Raw genomic sequence first — 18,703 nt, 5'->3', positions numbered from 1 at the left:
CCGGCGGGGACCACCGCCGTGAGCACCCGCAGCCTGCGGAAGACCTACCGGCACCGGGGCCGGCAGGTCGTCGCGGTGGGCGGGCTCGACCTGGACGTGCCGCTCGGCGGCGTGCACGGGTTCCTCGGTCCGAACGGGGCGGGCAAGACGACGACGATCCGGATGCTGCTCGGGCTCATCCGACCGGACTCGGGCGTCGTGCGCGTGCTCGACCGCCCCGTCCCCGCGGCGCTGCCCGAGGTCGTCGCCCGGGTCGGTGCGATCGTCGAGTCGCCGAAGTTCTTCCCGGCGTTCTCCGGGCGGCGGAACCTCGAGCTGCTCGCCGCGGCGATCGGGGCACCCGCCGCCCAGGTCGACCGGGTGCTCGCCGACGTCGGACTCGCGGACCGGGCGTCGAGCGCGTTCCGCACCTACTCGCTCGGCATGAAGCAGCGGCTGGCGATCGCGTCCACGCTGCTCAAGGACCCCGAGCTGGTCATCTTCGACGAGCCCACGAACGGCCTGGACCCGGCCGGCATCCACGAGGTGCGGCAGACGATGCGGGACCTCGCGGCTGCCGGGAAGACCGTGCTGGTGTCGAGCCACATCCTCGCGGAGGTGCAGCAGGTGGCCGACACGGTGTCGATCGTGACGCAGGGCCGCCTCGTCGCGGGCGGCCGGGTCGAGGACCTGCTGGCCGCGGCAGGCGCGGGGGAGACCCGCGTGGGCGTGGAGCGTCCGGCGGAGGCCGCGGCGGTGCTCGGCGAGCGCGGCTGGGCGGTGCGGCCCGACGGCGCGGGCGGGCTGCTCGTCGCCGGCGCCGCGCCGGCGGAGATCACGCGGGCGCTGGCCGACCGCGGGCTGTACCTGCACGAGCTCGCGCCGGGTCGCGCCGACCTGGAGCAGGTGTTCCTCGCGCTGACCGGGACGGGCGAGGACGGCACCGCCGCCTCGCACCAGGGCCGGCCGGCGCCGCACGGCCGGCGGGTGCGCGCATGAGCGCCGCTCAGGGCACCGCCCGGCGCCCGGACGCGCGCTCTGCCGGCCCCGCCGCCGACCCGGCCGGCGCCCGCCGTCCCCGAGCCGGCCTGGTGCGCGTCGAGGCCCGCCGGTTCCGGTACCGCGCCGCCATCCGGTGGCTGGCCCTGCTCGCGGTGGTCGCGGCGCTCGTGGTCGTCGCGAGCGTGTTCGCCGCGGCCCGGCCCCCGTCGGAGCGCGCGATCGCGGAGGCGGAGCAGCAGTACGCCTTCGCCCAGGAGGACTGGGCCGAGAACGGCGAGCAGTACGTCGCCGACTGCCGCGAGGGCGAGGCCCTCGCGCAGGAGACGGACCCCGGGGCGGACTGGCGCTGCGACGACCAGGAGCCCCGCCTCGAGGCGTACCTGCCGCCCCAGCCGACCCTCGCGGACTCGGGCCCCACCTGGGCGTCGGGGGTGACGACCTTCCTGCTCCTGCTCGCCTTCGCGTCCGGTGTCACGTTCGTGACGGCCGAGATCGGCACCGGGGCTCTGGGGACCTGGCTCACGTTCGTCCCCCGGCGCGGTCGGGTCTACGCGAGCAAGGTCACGGTCGCCGCGGCCGGCGTGCTGGTGCCGACGGCGGTGGCGCTCGCGCTCACGGTCGGCGGCGCGTGGGTCGCGGCGAGCGTGCACGACGCGGTCGGCGAGCTCACCGCCGCGTGGTGGACCGCCCTCGGGTGGCAGGCGCTCCGGGCGCTGGCGGCCGCCGCGGCGCTCGGGGCGGTCGGCGCGGCGCTCGGCTTCCTGCTGCGCAGCGCGGCGGGAGCGCTCGGCGTCGGCATCGGCTGGCTGCTGCTCGTCGACGGCGTGCTGGCCGGCCTGCACCCGGCGCTGTCCCCCTGGACGGTGCGCTCGTCGCTGCTCGCCTGGCTGGAGGGCGGCCTGACGTACTGGGTCACGGTGCCGTGCGCGCCGCTCGACGGCGTCCCGCAGGCCGGGATGTGCACGGCCGAGCGGAGCGTGTCGATGCTGCACGGCGGGGTGCTGCTCGGGGTGGTGACGGTCGTCCTGGTGGTCCTCGGCGGCCTGATGTTCCGGCACCGCGACGTCGACTGACGTCGGCTGCGCCCCACCGCGCCGCATGCCAGGGTGGGCGCATGGCATGGACCGTCGAAGACGCACCGTGGTGGACCCGAGCCGTCGTCTACCAGATCTACCCCAGGTCGTTCCAGGACTCCGACGGCGACGGCGTCGGCGACCTGCGCGGGATCATCTCCCGCCTGGACCACCTGAGCGCCCTCGGCGTCGACGTGGTGTGGCTGTCGCCGATCTACCGCTCGCCGCAGGACGACAACGGCTACGACATCAGCGACTACCAGGACGTCGACCCGTCGTTCGGCACGCTCGCGGACCTGGACGAGCTCATCGCCGCGCTGCACGAGCGGGGCATGAAGCTGCTCATGGACCTGGTGGTGAACCACACGTCCGACGAGCACCCGTGGTTCACCGAGAGCCGCAGCGGCCCGGACAGCCCGAAGCGCGACTGGTACTGGTGGCGGCCCCCGCGCGCCGGCATGGCGCCGGGGCAGCCCGGCGCGGAGCCGACCAACTGGCACTCGTTCTTCTCCGGCTCGACCTGGGAGCTGGACGAGGCGTCGGGGGAGTACTACCTGCACCTGTTCAGCCGGAAGCAGCCGGACCTCAACTGGGAGAACCCGGAGGTCCGGCAGGCCGTCTACGCGATGATGCGCTGGTGGCTGGACCGCGGGGTCGACGGCTTCCGGATGGACGTCATCAACCTCATCTCCAAGGACACCGCGCTGCCGGACGGGCCGGTGATCGCCGGGGTGTGGGGCGACGGCAGCGCGCACTACACGGACGGCCCGCGGGTGCACGAGTACCTGCAGGAGATGCACCGCGAGGTGTTCGAGGGCCGCGCCGACCGGCTGCTCACCGTGGGGGAGACGCCGGGCGTCACGCTGGAGGAGGCCCGGAAGTACACCGACCCGGCCCGGCGCGAGGTCGACATGGTGTTCCAGTTCGAGCACGTCGGCCTCGACCACGGCCCGGGCGGCAAGTTCGACCCGAAGCCGCTGCGGCTGACCGACCTCAAGGCGACCTTCGGGCGCTGGCAGGCGGGGCTGGCCGAGACCGGGTGGAACAGCCTGTACTGGGACAACCACGACCAGCCGCGGGTGGTGTCCCGGTTCGGCGACGACGGGAAGCACCGCCGGGAGTCGGCGAAGGCGCTCGCCACGCTGCTGCACCTGCATCGCGGGACGCCGTACGTCTACCAGGGCGAGGAGCTCGGGATGACGAACGCGCACTTCACGCGGTTCGACCAGTACCGGGACATCGAGTCGGTCAACCACGTCGCCCAGGCCCGGACGCTCGCGTCGGCCACCGACGAGCAGCTGCTCGCGGGTCTCGCGGCGATGAGCCGGGACAACGCGCGCACGCCCGTCCAGTGGGACGACTCGCCGCAGGCCGGGTTCACGACGGGCACCCCGTGGCTCGCGGTGAACCCGAACCACGTCGAGGTCAACGCGGCCGCCGAGCGCGCCGACCCGGACTCGGTGTTCCACCACCACCGCCGGCTGATCGAGCTCCGGCACACCGACCCGGTGGTCGCGCTCGGCGACTTCACGATGCTGCTGCCCGAGGACGAGCAGGTCTACGCCTACACCCGGGAGCTCGACGGGGACGCGCTGCTGGTCGTCGTCAACGTGTCGGGGGAGGAGCGGGTCGTCGACCTCGGGGACGCCTGGCCGCTCGCGGACGACGGCGGCTGGGGCGACCTTGTGCTCGGGACGCACGCCGACGCCGGGGAGCCGACGACGCTGCGGCCGTGGGAGGCGCGGGTGGTGCGCCGGCGCTGACCACCTCCGGCGTCACTGCTGGACGTCGACCACCACCCGCACCGGGTCGGGGAGCAGGTAGGCCCGGAACGGGCGCGGCTCGCCGGTCACGCCCACGAACGCCTGGGTCTGCGCCTCGAAGGTGCCCAGCAGCACGGCCTCGGTGACCGCGGTGGTGCCGGCGGCGGTGACCGGCTGCCGCAGCGGGAACTCGGTCAGGCCGGTGTCGGTCGGGTAGGCGGTGCCGGTGAGGACGACCTGCAGCGGGCTGTCGCCGGCGACGTCGACGGTCTCGCCCGTCGGGTCCTCGACGGCCGCATCCACGTACTCGACCCGCCAGCCCGGGGTCCCGGTGCCGCCGAGCTCGAAGACGACCCGGTCGTAGCCGTCGTGGTGGCCGACGCGGACGTCGGTGACGGTGAGCGCCGCGTCGGCGGAGGCGTCGGCGGTGTCGGCGGCGGTGTCGCCCGGGAACGCGGGCGCCGCGGCGTCGGCGTCCGCGTCCGTCGCGTCGCCCGTGGCGGTGGCGGTCGGCGACGGCGTCGTCGCGGGGGAGGTCGTGGCAGGCGGGGCGGCGGTGGTGGACGCGTCGCCGGTGGGTGCGTCGTCCGTGCCGCCGCACGCGGCGACCAGGGCGAGCAGCGCGACGGCGGAGCCCGCGAGCAGCGGGCGGCGGGCGGACGTGCGGGTGCGGGTCATGGCACCGAGGCTAGGAGCGCGGGGCGCGCGCGGGCGGGAGGCGCGGGACGCGGCGGGTCACGAGTCGGTACCGATCACCTGGTGGACCCGTGGACCACGATGTGAGACGGCCTCGGCCGGGCGTGACACCCGACCGGCCGGGGCGTAGTGTCCTGTGGCATGCGGACGAACCTCCTCCTCGTAGTACTTCCCGGGCGCGCCGGCTAGAGCCACGCACGGAAGGCTCGTCAGCGCGCGCACCCCTCGATCCGCCCGGCACTCGGGCCCGGGGGGTTTTTTCGTGCCGACGCAGCCCCACCGCGCGGCACCACGCGGCCCCCGGCCGCCGCAGCAGCACCGCTCCACCCGCACAGACGCAGGAGACACCGATGGTCCAGGGCCCCCACCCGGCACCGCCCCGCAGGCCGGCCACGCCCGCAGCGCCCGCCGGCGCGCCCGAGCCGCGCGAGCCCGCGCGACTCGCCGAGCCGACCGCCGCCCGCGACGCCGCTCCCGCCGCCCGCCCCCGCCCCGTCGTCACCGAGCAGGTCACCGGCGCGAAGTCGATCGTCCGCTCGCTCGAGGAGGCCGGCGCCGAGGTCGTCTTCGGCATCCCCGGCGGCGCGATCCTGCCGACGTACGACCCGCTGATGGACTCCACCCGGCTCCGGCACATCCTCGTGCGGCACGAGCAGGGCGGCGGCCACGCGGCGACCGGCTACGCCCAGGCGACCGGCAAGGTCGGCGTCACGATGGCGACGTCCGGCCCCGGCGCGACCAACCTGGTGACCCCGATCGCCGACGCGAACATGGACTCGATCCCGCTGGTCGCGATCACGGGCCAGGTCGGCGCGTCGCTGATCGGCACGGACGCGTTCCAGGAGGCCGACATCGTCGGCATCACGCTGCCGATCACCAAGCACAACTTCCTGGTGACCGACCCGGACGACATCCCGCGGACGATCGCCGAGGCGTTCCACATCGCGTCGACCGGCCGCCCGGGCCCGGTGCTCGTGGACATCGCCAAGTCGGCCATGCAGACCGACACCACCTTCACCTGGCCGCAGCAGCTGGACCTGCCGGGCTACCACCCGGTGACCAAGCCGCACGGCAAGCAGATCCGCGAGGCGGCCCGGCTGCTGGCGACGGCCCGCCGCCCCGTGCTGATGGTCGGCGGCGGCGTGATCCGCTCCGGTGCGTCCGCCGAGCTGCGCCGCCTGGTCGACGAGTCCGGCGCCGCCGTGGTCACCACGCTGATGGCCCGCGGCGCGCTGCCCGACACGCACCCGCAGCACCTCGGCATGCCCGGCATGCACGGCACGGTGGCCGCGGTCGCCGCGCTGCAGAAGGCCGACCTGGTCGTGGCGCTCGGCGCGCGGTTCGACGACCGGGTGACCGGCAAGCTGTCGTCGTTCGCGCCGAACGCCACGATCGTGCACGCCGACATCGACCCCGCGGAGATCGGCAAGAACCGCGCGGCGGACGTGCCGATCGTCGGCGACCTGCGCGAGGTCATCGCGGACCTGCTGCCCGAGCTCGCCCGCGAGCAGGTGCAGCACGGCAAGCCGGACCTCGAGGCCTGGTGGCAGCAGATCGACTCCTGGCGGGAGACGTTCCCGCTGGGCTACGACGAGCCGACCGACGGCCACCTCGCGCCGCAGCACGTGATCTCCCGGATCGGCGAGCTGTCCGGGCCGGAGTCGATCTTCGTGTCGGGCGTCGGCCAGCACCAGATGTGGGCCGCGCAGTTCATCAAGTACCAGCGGCCGAACTCCTGGCTGAACTCCGGCGGCCTCGGGACCATGGGCTTCTCGGTGCCCGCGGCGATGGGCGCGAAGGTCGGCCAGCCCGACCGCACCGTGTGGGCGATCGACGGCGACGGCTGCTTCCAGATGACCAACCAGGAGCTCGCCACCTGCACGATCAACGAGATCCCGATCAAGGTCGCGGTGATCAACAACTCCTCGCTGGGCATGGTCCGGCAGTGGCAGACGCTGTTCTACGAGTCCCGGTACTCGAACACCGACCTGCACACCGGCCACGGCACCATCCACGTCCCCGACTTCGTGAAGCTCGCCGACGCCTACGGCGCGGTCGGCCTGCGCTGCGAGACCACCGCGGACGTGGACGCCACGATCAAGCGCGCGATGGAGATCGACGACCAGCCCGTCGTCGTGGACTTCACGGTGTCGCGCGACTCGATGGTGTGGCCGATGGTCGCCGCCGGCGTGAGCAACGACGACATCCAGTACGCCCGGGGCATCTCCCCGGCGTGGGACCGCGAGGACTGAGGAAGAGAACATGAGCCGTCACACCCTCTCCGTCCTCGTGGAGAACAAGCCCGGCGTGCTGACCCGCGTCGCCGGCCTGTTCGCCCGCCGGTCGTTCAACATCCACTCCCTCGCGGTGGGCCCGACCGAGCACGACGAGATCTCCCGGATCACCGTCGTGGTCGACGTCGACGCCCTGCCGCTGGAGCAGGTCACCAAGCAGCTGAACAAGCTGATCAACGTGATCAAGATCGTCGAGCTCGAGGACGCCGCCTCCGTGCAGCGCGAGCTCCTGCTGGTCAAGGTCCGCGCCGAGGGCGCCGTCCGCACCCAGGTGCTCGAGGTGGTCGAGCTGTTCCGGGCGCACGTCGTCGACGTCGTGCCGGACACCGTGACCATCGAGGCCACCGGCAGCCCGGGCAAGCTCACGGCGCTGCTGGCGGCGCTCGAGCCGTTCGGCGTCCGCGAGATCGTCCAGTCCGGCATCGTGGCCATCGGCCGCGGGCCCCGCTCCATCACGGACCGCGCGCTCGAGCGCGTCAGCCGGTCCGCCTGATCCGTCCGTCCGCACGACCCCGCACACACAAGGAGAACCATCGTGGCTGAGCTGTTCTACGACGACGACGCCGACCTGTCGATCATCCAGAGCAAGAAGGTCGCCGTCATCGGCTACGGCAGCCAGGGGCACGCGCACGCGCTGAACCTGCGCGACTCGGGCGTCGACGTGACCGTCGGCCTCCGCGAGGGCTCCGCCTCCCGCGCCAAGGCGGAGAACGAGGGCCTCAAGGTCGCCACGGTGGCCGAGGCCGTCCAGGGCGCCGACGTCGTCGTGATCCTCGCGCCGGACCAGGTGCAGCGGCACATCTACCGCGACGAGATCGCCCCGAACCTGACCGAGGGCGCGGCGCTGGTGTTCGGCCACGGCTTCAACATCCGGTTCGGCTACATCAAGCCCGAGGCCGGCCACGACATCGTCATGGTCGCCCCCAAGGGCCCGGGCCACCTCGTGCGCCGCGAGTACGTCGACGGCCGCGGCGTGCCGGTGATCGTCGCCGTCGAGCAGGACGCGTCGGGCTCCGCCTGGGACCTCGCGCTGTCCTACGCCAAGGGCATCGGCGGCCTGCGCGCCGCCGGCATCAAGACCACGTTCACCGAGGAGACCGAGACCGACCTGTTCGGCGAGCAGGCCGTCCTCTGCGGCGGTGTGTCCCAGCTGATCCAGTACGGCTTCGAGACCCTGACCGAGGCCGGCTACCAGCCCGAGGTCGCGTACTTCGAGGTGCTGCACGAGCTGAAGCTGATCGTCGACCTCATCTTCGAGGGCGGCATCACCAAGCAGCGCTGGTCCGTCTCCGACACGGCCGAGTACGGCGACTACGTCTCCGGCCCGCGGGTCATCACGCCCGACGTGAAGGAGAACATGAAGGCCGTCCTCGCGGACATCCAGAACGGCGCCTTCGCCGAGCGGTTCATCACGGACCAGGACGCGGGCGCGCCGGAGTTCAAGGAGCTCCGCGAGAAGGGCCAGAACCACCCGATCGAGCCCGTGGGCCGCGAGCTGCGCAAGCTGTTCGCCTGGGTGAAGCCGTCCGACACGGACTACGTCGAGGGCTCCGCCGCGCGCTGACCCGCGCGCTGCTCGACGCTCGCGCGCCGAGAGAGGACCTCCGCGCCGAGAGAGGACCGTCCACGGTCCTCTCTCGGCGGGACGGTCCTGTCTCGGCGTCGTGGTTTCTGCTCGCGTCCGGGAGGATGGGCCGCATGACCGACGACGCCGCCGCCGACAGCATGCACCCCGACGAGGTCCTCCGGTTCTGGGAGGTCGCCCGGGTCCGGGCCGGGGTGATGCGGGTCGCCGCCGTGACCGGGCCGGGGATCGCGGGGTCGCTGGTACCGCCGTCCTGGGCGTTCGGCGACGACCCGGCGCTCGCCGACGCGGCCCTCGCGCTCGTGCTCGACGGCAGCAAGACCGCCACGTCGACGGCCCTGCCGGAGTTCGAGCACGCCGACGAGCCGCTGCCCGTCAAGGGCGACCTGTCGATCGTGACCGACGGCGCCGGCCGGCCGGGCGCGCTGATCCGCACCACGCGGGTGGAGACGGTGCCGTTCGGCGAGGTGGGGGACGACGTCGCACGGGCCGAGGGGGAGGGCGACGGGACGCTCGCGTCCTGGCGCGCGGAGCGCGAGGACTCCTGGGGCCCCGTGCTGGCGGCGCTGGGCGCGGAGCTCACCGACGCGACGCCGGTCGTCGTCGAGCGGTTCGAGCTGCTGTACCCGCGTCCCGGCGACCGGGGTCCGTCCGCCGGCCCGTCCGAGGCCTGAGACGGTCGTCCCGGTTCGTAAGACGACTCACTAGGGTGGGCAGCATGGCGCAGCGCATCAACCTGGCCGTCGTCGCGGGTGACGGCATCGGCACCGAGGTCGTGGAGCAGGGTCTCCTGGCCCTGGAGGCGGCCCTGTCCGGCTCGGGCAGCACGGTCACCACGACCGACTTCGACCTGGGCGCGCGCCGCTGGCACGCGACCGGCGAGACGCTGACCGACGCCGACCTCGAGGCGATCCGCTCGCACGACGCGATCCTGCTCGGCGCCATCGGCGACCCCAGCGTGCCGTCCGGCGTGCTGGAGCGCGGGCTGCTGCTCAAGCTGCGCTTCGCCCTGGACCACTACGTGAACCTGCGCCCCGCCAAGCTGTACCCGGGCGTGGCCTCGCCGCTGGCGACCCCGGGCGACGTCGACTTCGTCGTCGTCCGCGAGGGCACCGAGGGCCCGTACGTCGGCAACGGCGGCGCGATCCGGGTGGGCACCGCGCACGAGATCGCCAACGAGGTCAGCGTCAACACCGCCTTCGGCGTCGAGCGGGTGGTGCGCGACGCGTTCGCCCGCGCGAACGCCCGCCCCCGCCGGAAGCTCACGCTGGTGCACAAGCACAACGTCCTCGTGCACGCCGGCCACCTGTGGCGGCGCACCGTCGAGGCCGTGAACGCCGAGTTCCCGGACGTGACGGTCGACTACCTGCACGTGGACGCGGCGACGATCTTCCTGGTGACCGACCCGGCCCGGTTCGACGTGATCGTGACGGACAACCTGTTCGGTGACATCCTCACGGACCTGGCCGGCGCGATCGTCGGCGGCATCGGCCTGGCCGCGTCCGCCAACATCAACCCGGACCGCACCGCGCCGAGCATGTTCGAGCCGGTGCACGGCTCCGCCCCGGACATCGCCGGGCAGGGCAAGGCCGACCCCACCGCCACGGTGCTGTCCGTCGCGCTGCTGCTCGAGCACCTGGGCGAGCGCGAGGCCGCGGCCCGCGTCGAGGCCGCCGTCGCGGCGGACGTCGCGGAGCGCGGCGGCCGAGTACGGTCGACGGCCGAGGTGGGCAAGGACCTCGCCGCGCGCATCGCCGGCTGACCCCGCCCGCTCGGGGCGCACCGCCGCGTCCCGCGCCCGTCCCACCCCGGCCGTCGCCCAGGTACCGTCAGATCAGACTCCTGGTGAAAGGCCGCAGACACATGAGCATCTCCGACACGACCGACCTCGGTTCCACCTTCGAGGTCCGTCCCACCGACACCCCGACGCCCGACGCCGAGCGGGAGTCGCTGCTCGCCACGCCGAAGTTCGGCACCGTGTTCACCGACCACATGGCGCGGGTCTCCTGGACGCAGGGGCTGGGCTGGCACGACCGCCGGGTCGAGAAGTACGGCCCGCTGCTGCTCGACCCCGCCACCGCGGTGCTGCACTACGCCCAGGAGATCTTCGAGGGCCTCAAGGCGTACCGGCACGCCGACGGCTCGGTGTGGACGTTCCGCCCGCAGGCCAACGCCGAGCGGCTGCAGCGCTCCGCCCGGCGGCTCGCGCTGCCCGAGCTGTCCACCGAGGACTTCCTCGCGTCGGTGACCGCCCTGGTCCGGACCGACGAGGCCTGGGTGCCGTCGGGGGAGGAGACCAGCCTCTACCTCCGCCCGTTCATGTACGCCTCCGAGGCGTTCCTGGGCGTGCGGCCGTCGATGCAGGCCGAGTACCTCGTGATCGCCTCGCCGGTCGGCTCGTACTTCGCCGGCGGCGTGAAGCCGGTGTCGATCTGGGTGTCCGAGGACTACTCGCGCGCCGCGGCCGGCGGCACCGGCGCGGCCAAGTGCGGCGGCAACTACGCCGCGAGCCTGCTCCCGCAGCAGGAGGCCTACGCCCGCGGCTGCGAGCAGGTGTGCTTCCTGGACGCCGCGACCGGCACGCTGCTCGAGGAGCTCGGCGGCATGAACGTGTTCGTGGTCGGCGCCGACGGCTCGGTGTCCACCCCTCGGCTCACCGGCTCGATCCTCGAGGGCGTGACCCGCTCCTCGATCCTGCAGCTGCTGACCGAGGACGGCCGTGAGGTGCACGAGCGGGACATCCCGCTCGCCGAGCTGCTCGCCGGCCTGCGCGACGGCAGCGTGGCCGAGGTGTTCGCCTGCGGCACCGCCGCCGTCGTCACGCCGATCGGCCGGCTCGCGGGCGGCGACTTCGACGTGACCGTCGGCGACGGCGAGGCCGGTCCGGTCATGCAGAGCATCCGGCAGCGCCTGACCGACATCCAGTACGGCCGCGCGGCCGACCCGCACGGCTGGATGCACCGCCTGGTCTGACGCGCGCGGCGCCCGACGTCGGCCCCGTCCCGCACGGTGGACGGGGCTGACGTCCCGCGTGACGTGTGCCACGATGAGCCCATGTCCGGTCTCCCGATCGTCATCGCCTAGCGCGTCCGCCCCACCCCGCGGACGCGCCGACCTCCCGAACCCGGGGGGTCTTTTTGTTGCTCGACCCGCACGCCGACCCGGCGCGCACCCCCGGCAGCTCGCCTCGTCCCCTCGCCGAGAGAAGCACTCCCCGTGACCGAGCCCACCGCCTCCGACGCCCCCGCCACCCTGCCCCGCGGCGGCGCGGCCCACCCCGCCGCCGGCGGCCCCGCGGCGTTCGACGTGTACGACACCACGCTGCGCGACGGCGCCCAGCAGGAGGGCATGAACCTCTCGGTCGCCGACAAGCTGGCCATCGCGCCGCTGCTCGACGACCTGGGCGTGGGCTACATCGAGGGCGGCTGGCCGGGCGCGATCCCCAAGGACACCGAGTTCTTCGCCCGGGCCGCGAAGGAGCTCGACCTCCGGCACGCGGTGCTCGCCGCGTTCGGCGCGACCCGCAAGCCGGGCGTGCGCGCGTGGGACGACCCCCAGCTGCGCGCCCTGCTCGACTCCGAGGCGCCGGTGGTCACCCTCGTCGCCAAGTCCGACTCGCGCCACGTCGAGCGCGCGCTCCGGACCACCGGGCCCGAGAACCTCGCGATGGTCGCCGACTCCGTGCGGCTGCTGGTCGGCGAGGGCCGCCGGGTCGTCGTCGACGCCGAGCACTTCTTCGACGGCTTCCGGTTCGACCCGGCCTACGCGCGCGACGTCGTGCTCGCGGCCGTCGAGGCGGGCGCCGAGACCGTCGTGCTGTGCGACACCAACGGCGGGATGCTGCCGTTCCAGGTGACCGAGGTGGTGCGTGACCTGCGTGCCGCGCTCGGCACCGCCGACGCCCTGACCCGGCTCGGCGTGCACGCGCACAACGACTCGGGCTGCGCGGTCGCGAACTCGCTCGCGGCGGTCGAGGCCGGCGCCGTGCACCTGCAGGGCACCGTCAACGGCTACGGCGAGCGCACCGGCAACGCCGACCTGCTCGCGACCGTCGCCAACCTCGAGCTCAAGACCGGCCGCAGCGTCCTGGTCCCGCCCGCCGACCGCCCCGGCGGTTTGGGCGAGATGACCCGGATCGCGCACCAGATCAGCGAGATCACGAACATCGCGCCGTTCGCCCGCCAGCCGTACGTCGGAGCGAGCGCGTTCGCGCACAAGGCCGGCCTGCACGCCTCGGCCATCCGCGTCGACCCCGACCTCTACCAGCACATCGACCCCCAGGCCGTCGGCAACGACATGCGGATGCTGGTGTCCGAGATGGCCGGCCGCGCGTCGATCGAGCTCAAGGGCCGCGAGCTCGGCTTCGACCTGGCCGGGCAGGACGAGGTGCTCACCCGCGTCACCAACCGCGTCAAGGACGCCGAGGCGCAGGGCTACACCTACGACGCCGCGGACGCCTCGTTCGAGCTGCTGCTCGCCGAGGAGGTCGACGGTTCCCGGCCGGCGTACTTCCGGGTCGAGTCCTGGCGCACGATCGTCGAGCGCGCCGGCTCCCGCGGCACGCCCGCCACGGCCGAGGCCACGGTCAAGCTGCACGCCGGGGGCGAGCGGATCGTCGCGACCGGCGAGGGGAACGGCCCGGTCAACGCCCTGGACCACGCGCTGCGGCTCGCGCTCCAGCGGGTCTACCCGGAGCTGGCGGCGTTCGAGCTGATCGACTTCAAGGTGCGCATCCTCGACGCCATGCACGGCACCGACGCGGTGACCCGGGTGCTCATCGAGACGAGCGACGGCCAGACGGCGTGGAGCACCGTGGGCGTCGGGCCGAACCTGATCGAGGCGTCCTGGGAGGCGCTGACGGACTCGGCGATCTGGGGCCTGCGCAACCGGGGCATCACCCCGCGCTGACCCCGCCCCCGCGGCGCCCCCTCCCGCACGCCCCGCGAGGTCGCCGCTGAGTGCGGCGGGCGGCGGGCGGCGGGCGGCGGGCGGGTCAGCGCAGGAGGTGGTCGGCGGCCGCCAGGGCCGCGGCGGCGCTCCAGGCCTGGGGCCGGGCTGCGTAGGCGTAGCGGACGGGGGCGGGGTGCTCGTCGGCGCCGAAACCGGCGAACAGCTCGGGCAGCCGGCCGTCGAACGCCTCGCCGGCCCGCACGACGGCGCCCGCCAGGCCGCGGGCCTCGGTGACGAGCCCGTACCGGTCCGCGCCTGCCATCGCCAGCGCCGTGTCGTGCGGCCAGCAGGAGCCGCGGTGGTACGACAGCGGCTGGTAGGCGGGCTCGGACCGCGCGACGGTGCGGATCGACCACCCCGAGCAGAAGTCGTCCGAGGCGAGCCGCGCCGCCACCTCGCGCGCGGCGTCCGGGTCGAGCACGCCGGACCACAGCGCGTGCCCCGCGTTGGAGGTGAGCGTGCGGACGGGCGCGCCGCCGCCGTCCAGGGCGAGCGCGAGGAACCGCCGGTCCGGGAGCCAGAACCGGTCGTGGAACCGCCCTCGCAGGTCCGCTGCCAGCGCGTCGAGCTCGGCCGCCCAGCCGGGGTCGTCCCACGCGTCTCGGGCGCACCGCGCGGCGGCGCGCAGCGCCGCCCAGGTGTAGGCCTGCACCTCGACGAGCGCGATCGGCCCGTCGGCGAGCCGGCCGTCGGGGTGCGCGATCGCGTCCCAGGAGTCCTTCCAGCCGTGGTTGCGCAGGCCCGCGGGGTCCGGGGTGTAGGTGACGAAGCCGGTGGCGTCGAGGCCGCCGTCGCCGCGCAACCAGCCGACGGCCGCGCGGGCGGCGGGCGCCAGGTCCCGCACGAGCGCCCGGGACCCGGCGTCGGCCCGGTCCGCGAGGCGCCCGAGGCCCAGCAGGAACAGCGGGGTGGCGTCGACGCTGCCGTAGTAGCGGCCGTACGGCACCAGCCCCAGGTCGGCGAGCGGGCCGGAGCGCAGCTCGTGCACGATCTTGCCCGGCTGCTCCAGCCGCGCGGGGTCGGTGCGGCAGCCCTGGGTGCGCGCCAGCGCGGTGAGCACGCCGGGCAGCAGGTGCGGGTGGGAGTGCTCCGCGAGCAGCGCCGTCAGCACGCCGTCGCGGCCGGCGAGGATCTGGAACCACGGTGGCCCGGCGGCGGGCACGTCCGCGTCCCGGGCGTGCGGCGCGGGCATGACCAGACCGTCGAGGTCGGCGGCGGAGGCGGCGTGCACCCGGGCGGCCGAGGTGCGGGGGGCGGGAGCCGGGGCGGGGTGCGCCGGCCCGGCGGTCGTCGCGGCACGGGCGCGCCGCGCGTGGGCCGGCACCCCCGTGTCCTCCCGTACCCCCGCGGCCCTCGGCACCCCCGCGTCCCCCGGCACCCCCGTGTCCCGCACGCGCACCTCGACCGCCCACGCACCGCCCGGCGGCAGCGCCGCGGTCCACCGCAGCAGGTGAGTGCCCTCGCCGCGGTCGCCGAGGGTGACGGCGGGGCGGGGGTCGGCCGACACCTCGACCGCGCGCGCGAACGCCGGTCGCCCGGGCACCGCCCACCGGAACCGCAGCCGCAGCACCCCGGCGTCCGACCCGGCGGACGGCGGCGGCGCCGCGGGGTACGCGCGGCCGTCGCCGCGGAGCGTGAACTGGTCGGCGAAGTCGCCGGACACCTCGAGGGTCAGGGCGACCTCGCGCGGGGCGGCGCCGAGGTTCCGCAGGGTGACCCGGTCGACCAGGCCGGCGGCGTCGATCCGCTGCTCGCGGACGACCCACGCGCCGGGGCTCTCGCCGCGGGCGGTGCGCGGGAGCAGCGCGACGGTCCGGTCGCCGGTGCGGGTCACGCCGCCCGCGGGGACGGGCTCGGCGCCGTCGACGCGCAGCAGCCACCGGGACAGCACCCGGCAGTCCCGGACGTGCAGACCGGCGGCGCGCTGCACGGCGTGCGCGTCGGTTCCCGGCGGGCGGATCTGGCCCGCCTCGTCGGCGATCAGGACGGTGCCCCCGCGCACCTGGACGTCCGGCTCGGGCACGACTGCCTCCTCGCATCGTGATGGGATCGTGAGATAACCCTATTGGCTAGACTACTTGTGTCATGTCAGTATGCAGAAGTCACATCCGGCTCACTGGGGAGCGACGATGAGGAACCGACAGACGGCGCGGCGACGCGCCACCGGGCTGGTCGCCGTCGGCGGCCTGCTGGCCCTGACGGCCTGCGGCGGCAGCGGCGGCAGCGGCGACGCGGCGGCCGCCGACGGCGACCGGCCGCTGGTCGTCTGGACCGCGGAGGCGCAGGAACCGCGCATCGCGGTGCAGCGGCAGATCGCTGAGGCCTTCACCGACAAGACCGGGATCGAGGTGGACCTGGTCGCCGTCGAGGAGGGGCAGGCGCCGCAGCTGATCCAGTCCGCGGCGCTGTCCGGCGAGCTGCCGGACGTGATCTCGCTGCTGAACCTGAGCTTCGTCCGGCAGCTGGTCGGCGAGGACCTGGTCGACACCGGTGCCAACGCCCGGGTGGTCGAGGCGCTGGGCGAGGAGACGTTCGCCGAGGCGGCGCTGGCGCTGACCCGCGACGGGGGCGTCCAGGTGGGCGTGCCCTCGGACGCCTGGTCGCAGATCCTGGTCTACCGGACCGATCTGTTCGAGGCGGCCGGCCTCGAGCCGCCGACCACCTACGAGGCGCTGGAGACCGCGGCGGCCGCGCTCACCGAGCCCGGGATGTTCGGCATCACCCTCGCGACCGACGCGTCCGACATCTTCACCGCGCAGACCTTCGAGACCCTGGCGCTCGGCAACGGCTGCCAGGTGGTCGAGGACGGCGAGCCCGCGCTCGCGTCCGCGGCGTGCACGACCACGTGGGAGCTGTACGAGACCCTGGCCCGCGACTACTCGCCGGCCGGCACGCAGAGCGTCGACTCGACGCGTGCCACCTACTTCGCCGGCCAGGCCGCGATGGTGCTGTGGTCGACGTTCCTGCTCGACGAGCTCGCGGGGCTGCGCAACGACGCGATCCCGACCTGCCCCGAGTGCGTGGACGACCCGGGGTTCCTCGCGGCGAACTCCGGGGTGATCACCTCGGTCGCCGGGCCGGACACGGACGCACCCGGCTCGTACGGCGAGGTGCAGAACTTCGCCGTGCTGGACGGCGCGGACACCGACGCCGCGCAGCAGTACATCGAGTTCGTCCTCACCGAGGGGTACGAGGACTGGATGGAGCAGGCACCCGAGGGCAAGATCCCGGTGCGGCTGGGCACTCCCGAGGACCCGACGCGGTTCAGCGACGCCTGGAACGGGCTGCAGATGGGCGTCGACAGCAAGGCCGCGATGGCGGACGTGTACGGGCAGGACGTGGTGGACGCGATCGCCGCCGCGCCGACGACGCTGGACCGCTGGGCCATCACGTCCGGCGACGGCGCGCTGCTCGGCCCGCTCGGCACGCAGATGCCGATCCCGAAGGCGATCGCCGACCTGGCCGCCGGCGCGCTCGACGCCGCGGGCGCGGCCCGGCAGGCGGACGAGGCGGTCGCGGGCATCGCCGCGAGCCTGTCGTGACCGTGACGCAGGTGCCCACCGCCGGGAGCGCGCCGAGCGTGCGCCCCCGGCGGCGGGCCGCCCGCCGGCGCGAGCAGCTGGAGGGCCTCGGCCTGGTGCTGCCGGCGGCCGTCATCATCCTCGTGACGATCGTGGTGCCGATCGCGTGGAACGTCGTGCTGTCGTTCCAGGACGTCTCGCTGCGCTCCCTGCGCGGGGGCAGCCTGTTCGGCTCCTTCACGCTCGAGCACTACGCCGACGTGCTGACCTCGGCGGGGTTCTGGCGCTCGCTGTGGACGACGGTCGTGTACTCCGTGAGCACCACCGCCGGCTCGATCGCGGTCGGCCTGGCGGCGGCGCTCGCCCTGCGCCGCGGGTTCCGCGGGCGCGGGGCGGTGCGGGCGCTGCTGCTGCTCCCGTACGTCGCGCCGGTCGTGGCCATGGCGTTCGTCTGGCAGATGATGCTCAACCCGCAGTTCGGGATCGTGAACATCGGCGGCACGCGCTGGCTCGGCTGGGACCAGCCGATCGACTTCCTGGGGCGCGCGCCCTACGCGCTGCTCACGGTGATCGCGTTCGAGATCTGGCGGTACTTCCCGTTCGCGCTCATCTTCATCGCGGCGCGCATGACCGCGCTGCCGCGGGACGTGGACGAGGCCGCGGTGCTCGACGGCGCCACCCCGACGCAGGCGTTCCGCCACGTCACGCTCCCGCAGCTGATGCCGGTGCTCGCCCTGCTCGCGGTGCTGCGGATGATCATGACGTTCAACAAGTTCGACGACGTCTACCTGCTCACGGGCGGGGCGGCCGGGACCGAGGTGTCCGCGGTGCGCGTCTACAACCAGCTCGTGGGGTCGTTCGACTTCGGCGGCGGGGCCACGACCGCGGTGGTGCTCGCGCTCGTGCTGTGCGCGCTGCTCGCCGTGTACTTCGTGCTGACCGGCCGGAAGGAGCCCGAGTCGTGAACCGCCTGGCCGTGGAGCGGCGGGTGCTGGCCGTCGCCCGTCCTGCGCTCATCGTGATCCTGCTGATCAGCGCGATCTTCCCGTTCTACTACATGGTGCTGCTGAGCTTCGTCCCGATCGAGCAGCTGCTCCGGGACCCGTCCCGGCTGTGGGTGCCGCTCGGCGACCTGACGCTCGACACCTACCGGCAGGTGCTCCTGCCGCGCTCGGCCGGCGGCGAGGGCTTCGGCGGGTTCATGGGCAACTCCGCGGTCGTGTCCCTGGTGACCGCCGCGGTGACGCTGCTGGTGGTGATCCCGGGCTCGTACGCGGTGTCCCGGCTGCGGTTCACCGGGCGGCGGCACCTGTCGTCGCTGTTCCTCGTCGTGTACATGTTCCCGGCGATCATCCTGGCCGTGCCGCTGTTCGTCGCGTTCTCCAGGCTGGGCATCCGGGAGTCGCTGGTCGGCCTGGTGATCGTGTACGTCGCGCTGAACATCCCCGTCTCGATCCACATGCTCCGGAACTACTTCGACACCATCCCGGTGTCGATCGAGGAGGCGGCCCGGGTCGACGGCGCCACCCGGCTGCAGACCATGCGCCGGATCACCGTGCCGCTGGCGATGCCGACGATCATGTCCACGCTGCTGTACGTGTTCATGATCGCGTGGAACGAGTTCCTGTTCGCGCTGCTGTTCCTCACCGCGAAGCGCGACCTGTGGACCGTGTCGCTCGGGCTGTCGCAGCTGTCGAACGGCGTCGAGGTCGCGAAGACGGTGCTGATGGCCGGCTCGGTCCTGCTCACCGTGCCGATCGTGGTGCTGTACTCGCTGGCCGAGCGCAAGCTCACCGACGGCCTGGCCGCCGGTGCCGACAAGGGGTGAGCGCGCGGGGCG

15 protein-coding genes are annotated in these 18,703 nt (G+C 74.1%); 13 read left to right on the top strand and 2 right to left on the bottom strand.

The genetic code is table 11. The annotated features are described in order from the left end of the window. Window positions 1-18 precede the first annotated feature (18 nt). Genes FS882_RS16445 through FS882_RS16435 form a run of 3 tightly spaced genes read left to right on the top strand, consistent with a single transcriptional unit; the run spans window position 19 to window position 3,817 of the window. A complete protein-coding gene (locus tag FS882_RS16445; RefSeq protein ID WP_158374603.1) occupies window positions 19-978 on the top strand; it encodes an ABC transporter ATP-binding protein in 960 nt (319 codons plus the stop codon). Next, a complete protein-coding gene (locus FS882_RS21110; protein WP_187365340.1) occupies window positions 975-2,054 on the top strand; it encodes an ABC transporter permease subunit in 1,080 nt (359 codons plus the stop codon). The genes FS882_RS16445 and FS882_RS21110 overlap by 4 nt, the downstream gene beginning before the upstream one ends. 41 nt (window positions 2,055-2,095) lie before the next feature. After that, a complete protein-coding gene (locus tag FS882_RS16435) occupies window positions 2,096-3,817 on the top strand; it encodes a glycoside hydrolase family 13 protein (RefSeq protein ID WP_158374601.1) in 1,722 nt (573 codons plus the stop codon). A gap of 12 nt (window positions 3,818-3,829) precedes the next feature. On the opposite strand, the gene FS882_RS16430 is transcribed toward FS882_RS16435, so the two are convergent. Next, window positions 3,830-4,495 (bottom strand): hypothetical protein, encoded by a 666-nt coding sequence (locus tag FS882_RS16430; protein ID WP_158374599.1) that lies wholly within the window; start codon window positions 4,493-4,495, stop codon window positions 3,830-3,832. 368 nt (window positions 4,496-4,863) lie between these two features. Between FS882_RS16430 and FS882_RS16425 the strand changes: the two genes are divergently transcribed. From FS882_RS16425 to cimA, 7 genes are all read left to right on the top strand, one after another. Continuing rightward, complete coding sequence (locus FS882_RS16425) at window positions 4,864-6,765, top strand: acetolactate synthase large subunit (RefSeq protein ID WP_158374597.1); 1,902 nt, start codon at window positions 4,864-4,866, stop codon at window positions 6,763-6,765. Between the two features lie 10 nt (window positions 6,766-6,775). Then, entirely contained in the window at window positions 6,776-7,300 is a 525-nt protein-coding gene (gene ilvN, locus FS882_RS16420; RefSeq protein WP_158374595.1) for an acetolactate synthase small subunit, read from the top strand. A 42-nt stretch (window positions 7,301-7,342) separates the two neighbouring features. Continuing rightward, window positions 7,343-8,371 carry a ketol-acid reductoisomerase gene (ilvC, locus tag FS882_RS16415; RefSeq protein ID WP_147796003.1) on the top strand — a complete coding sequence of 343 codons (1,029 nt, stop codon included), beginning with the start codon at window positions 7,343-7,345 and terminating at the stop codon, window positions 8,369-8,371. 134 nt (window positions 8,372-8,505) lie between these two features. Continuing rightward, window positions 8,506-9,066 (top strand): ASCH domain-containing protein, encoded by a 561-nt coding sequence (locus FS882_RS16410; protein WP_158374593.1) that lies wholly within the window; start codon window positions 8,506-8,508, stop codon window positions 9,064-9,066. 44 nt (window positions 9,067-9,110) lie between these two features. After that, window positions 9,111-10,154, top strand: a complete 1,044-nt coding sequence (locus FS882_RS16405) for a 3-isopropylmalate dehydrogenase (protein ID WP_158374591.1) — start codon at window positions 9,111-9,113, stop codon at window positions 10,152-10,154. A gap of 101 nt (window positions 10,155-10,255) precedes the next feature. Next, entirely contained in the window at window positions 10,256-11,365 is a 1,110-nt protein-coding gene (locus tag FS882_RS16400; RefSeq protein ID WP_158374589.1) for a branched-chain amino acid aminotransferase, read from the top strand. A 279-nt stretch (window positions 11,366-11,644) separates the two neighbouring features. Continuing rightward, window positions 11,645-13,300, top strand: coding sequence for a citramalate synthase (cimA, locus tag FS882_RS16395; protein ID WP_262348366.1), 1,656 nt, complete (start codon window positions 11,645-11,647; stop codon window positions 13,298-13,300). Between the two features lie 85 nt (window positions 13,301-13,385). Here the strand turns inward: cimA and FS882_RS16390 are convergent, their stop codons facing one another. Next, window positions 13,386-15,365, bottom strand: coding sequence for a glycogen debranching N-terminal domain-containing protein (locus FS882_RS16390; RefSeq protein ID WP_158374585.1), 1,980 nt, complete (start codon window positions 15,363-15,365; stop codon window positions 13,386-13,388). Between the two features lie 106 nt (window positions 15,366-15,471). Here FS882_RS16390 and FS882_RS16385 point away from each other — a divergent pair, with 106 nt between their 5' ends. From FS882_RS16385 to FS882_RS16375, 3 genes are read left to right on the top strand one after another with little or no spacing between them, the layout of a single operon-like run. Then, a complete protein-coding gene (locus FS882_RS16385) occupies window positions 15,472-16,884 on the top strand; it encodes an ABC transporter substrate-binding protein (RefSeq protein ID WP_187365339.1) in 1,413 nt (470 codons plus the stop codon). Then, window positions 16,881-17,828, top strand: coding sequence for a carbohydrate ABC transporter permease (locus FS882_RS16380; protein WP_158374581.1), 948 nt, complete (start codon window positions 16,881-16,883; stop codon window positions 17,826-17,828). The genes FS882_RS16385 and FS882_RS16380 overlap by 4 nt, the downstream gene beginning before the upstream one ends. Continuing rightward, the gene (locus FS882_RS16375; protein WP_158374579.1) at window positions 17,825-18,691 is read left to right on the top strand and encodes a carbohydrate ABC transporter permease; all 867 of its coding nucleotides are present in this window, start codon (window positions 17,825-17,827) and stop codon (window positions 18,689-18,691) included. The genes FS882_RS16380 and FS882_RS16375 overlap by 4 nt, the downstream gene beginning before the upstream one ends. The last annotated feature ends 12 nt before the right edge of the window (window positions 18,692-18,703 follow it).

Source organism: Cellulosimicrobium cellulans, from assembly GCF_007679345.1.
Taxonomy (GTDB): Bacteria; Actinomycetota; Actinomycetes; order Actinomycetales; family Cellulomonadaceae; genus Cellulomonas; species Cellulomonas cellulans_A.
This window is presented reverse-complemented; position numbering and strand designations above follow the sequence as displayed.

Excerpts from the sequence above, each read along its gene's own strand:
- FS882_RS16425 (WP_158374597.1), top strand. The coding sequence starts at position 4,864 with ATGGTCCAGGGCCCCCACCCGGCACCGCCCCGCAGGCCGGCCACGCCC.
- FS882_RS16400 (WP_158374589.1), top strand. The coding sequence starts at position 10,256 with ATGAGCATCTCCGACACGACCGACCTCGGTTCCACCTTCGAGGTCCGT.
- ilvN (WP_158374595.1), top strand. The coding sequence starts at position 6,776 with ATGAGCCGTCACACCCTCTCCGTCCTCGTGGAGAACAAGCCCGGCGTG.
- FS882_RS16405 (WP_158374591.1), top strand. The coding sequence starts at position 9,111 with ATGGCGCAGCGCATCAACCTGGCCGTCGTCGCGGGTGACGGCATCGGC.
- FS882_RS21110 (WP_187365340.1), top strand. The coding sequence starts at position 975 with ATGAGCGCCGCTCAGGGCACCGCCCGGCGCCCGGACGCGCGCTCTGCC.
- FS882_RS16435 (WP_158374601.1), top strand. The coding sequence starts at position 2,096 with ATGGCATGGACCGTCGAAGACGCACCGTGGTGGACCCGAGCCGTCGTC.
- FS882_RS16430 (WP_158374599.1), bottom strand. The coding sequence starts at position 4,495 with ATGACCCGCACCCGCACGTCCGCCCGCCGCCCGCTGCTCGCGGGCTCC.
- FS882_RS16410 (WP_158374593.1), top strand. The coding sequence starts at position 8,506 with ATGACCGACGACGCCGCCGCCGACAGCATGCACCCCGACGAGGTCCTC.
- FS882_RS16385 (WP_187365339.1), top strand. The coding sequence starts at position 15,472 with ATGAGGAACCGACAGACGGCGCGGCGACGCGCCACCGGGCTGGTCGCC.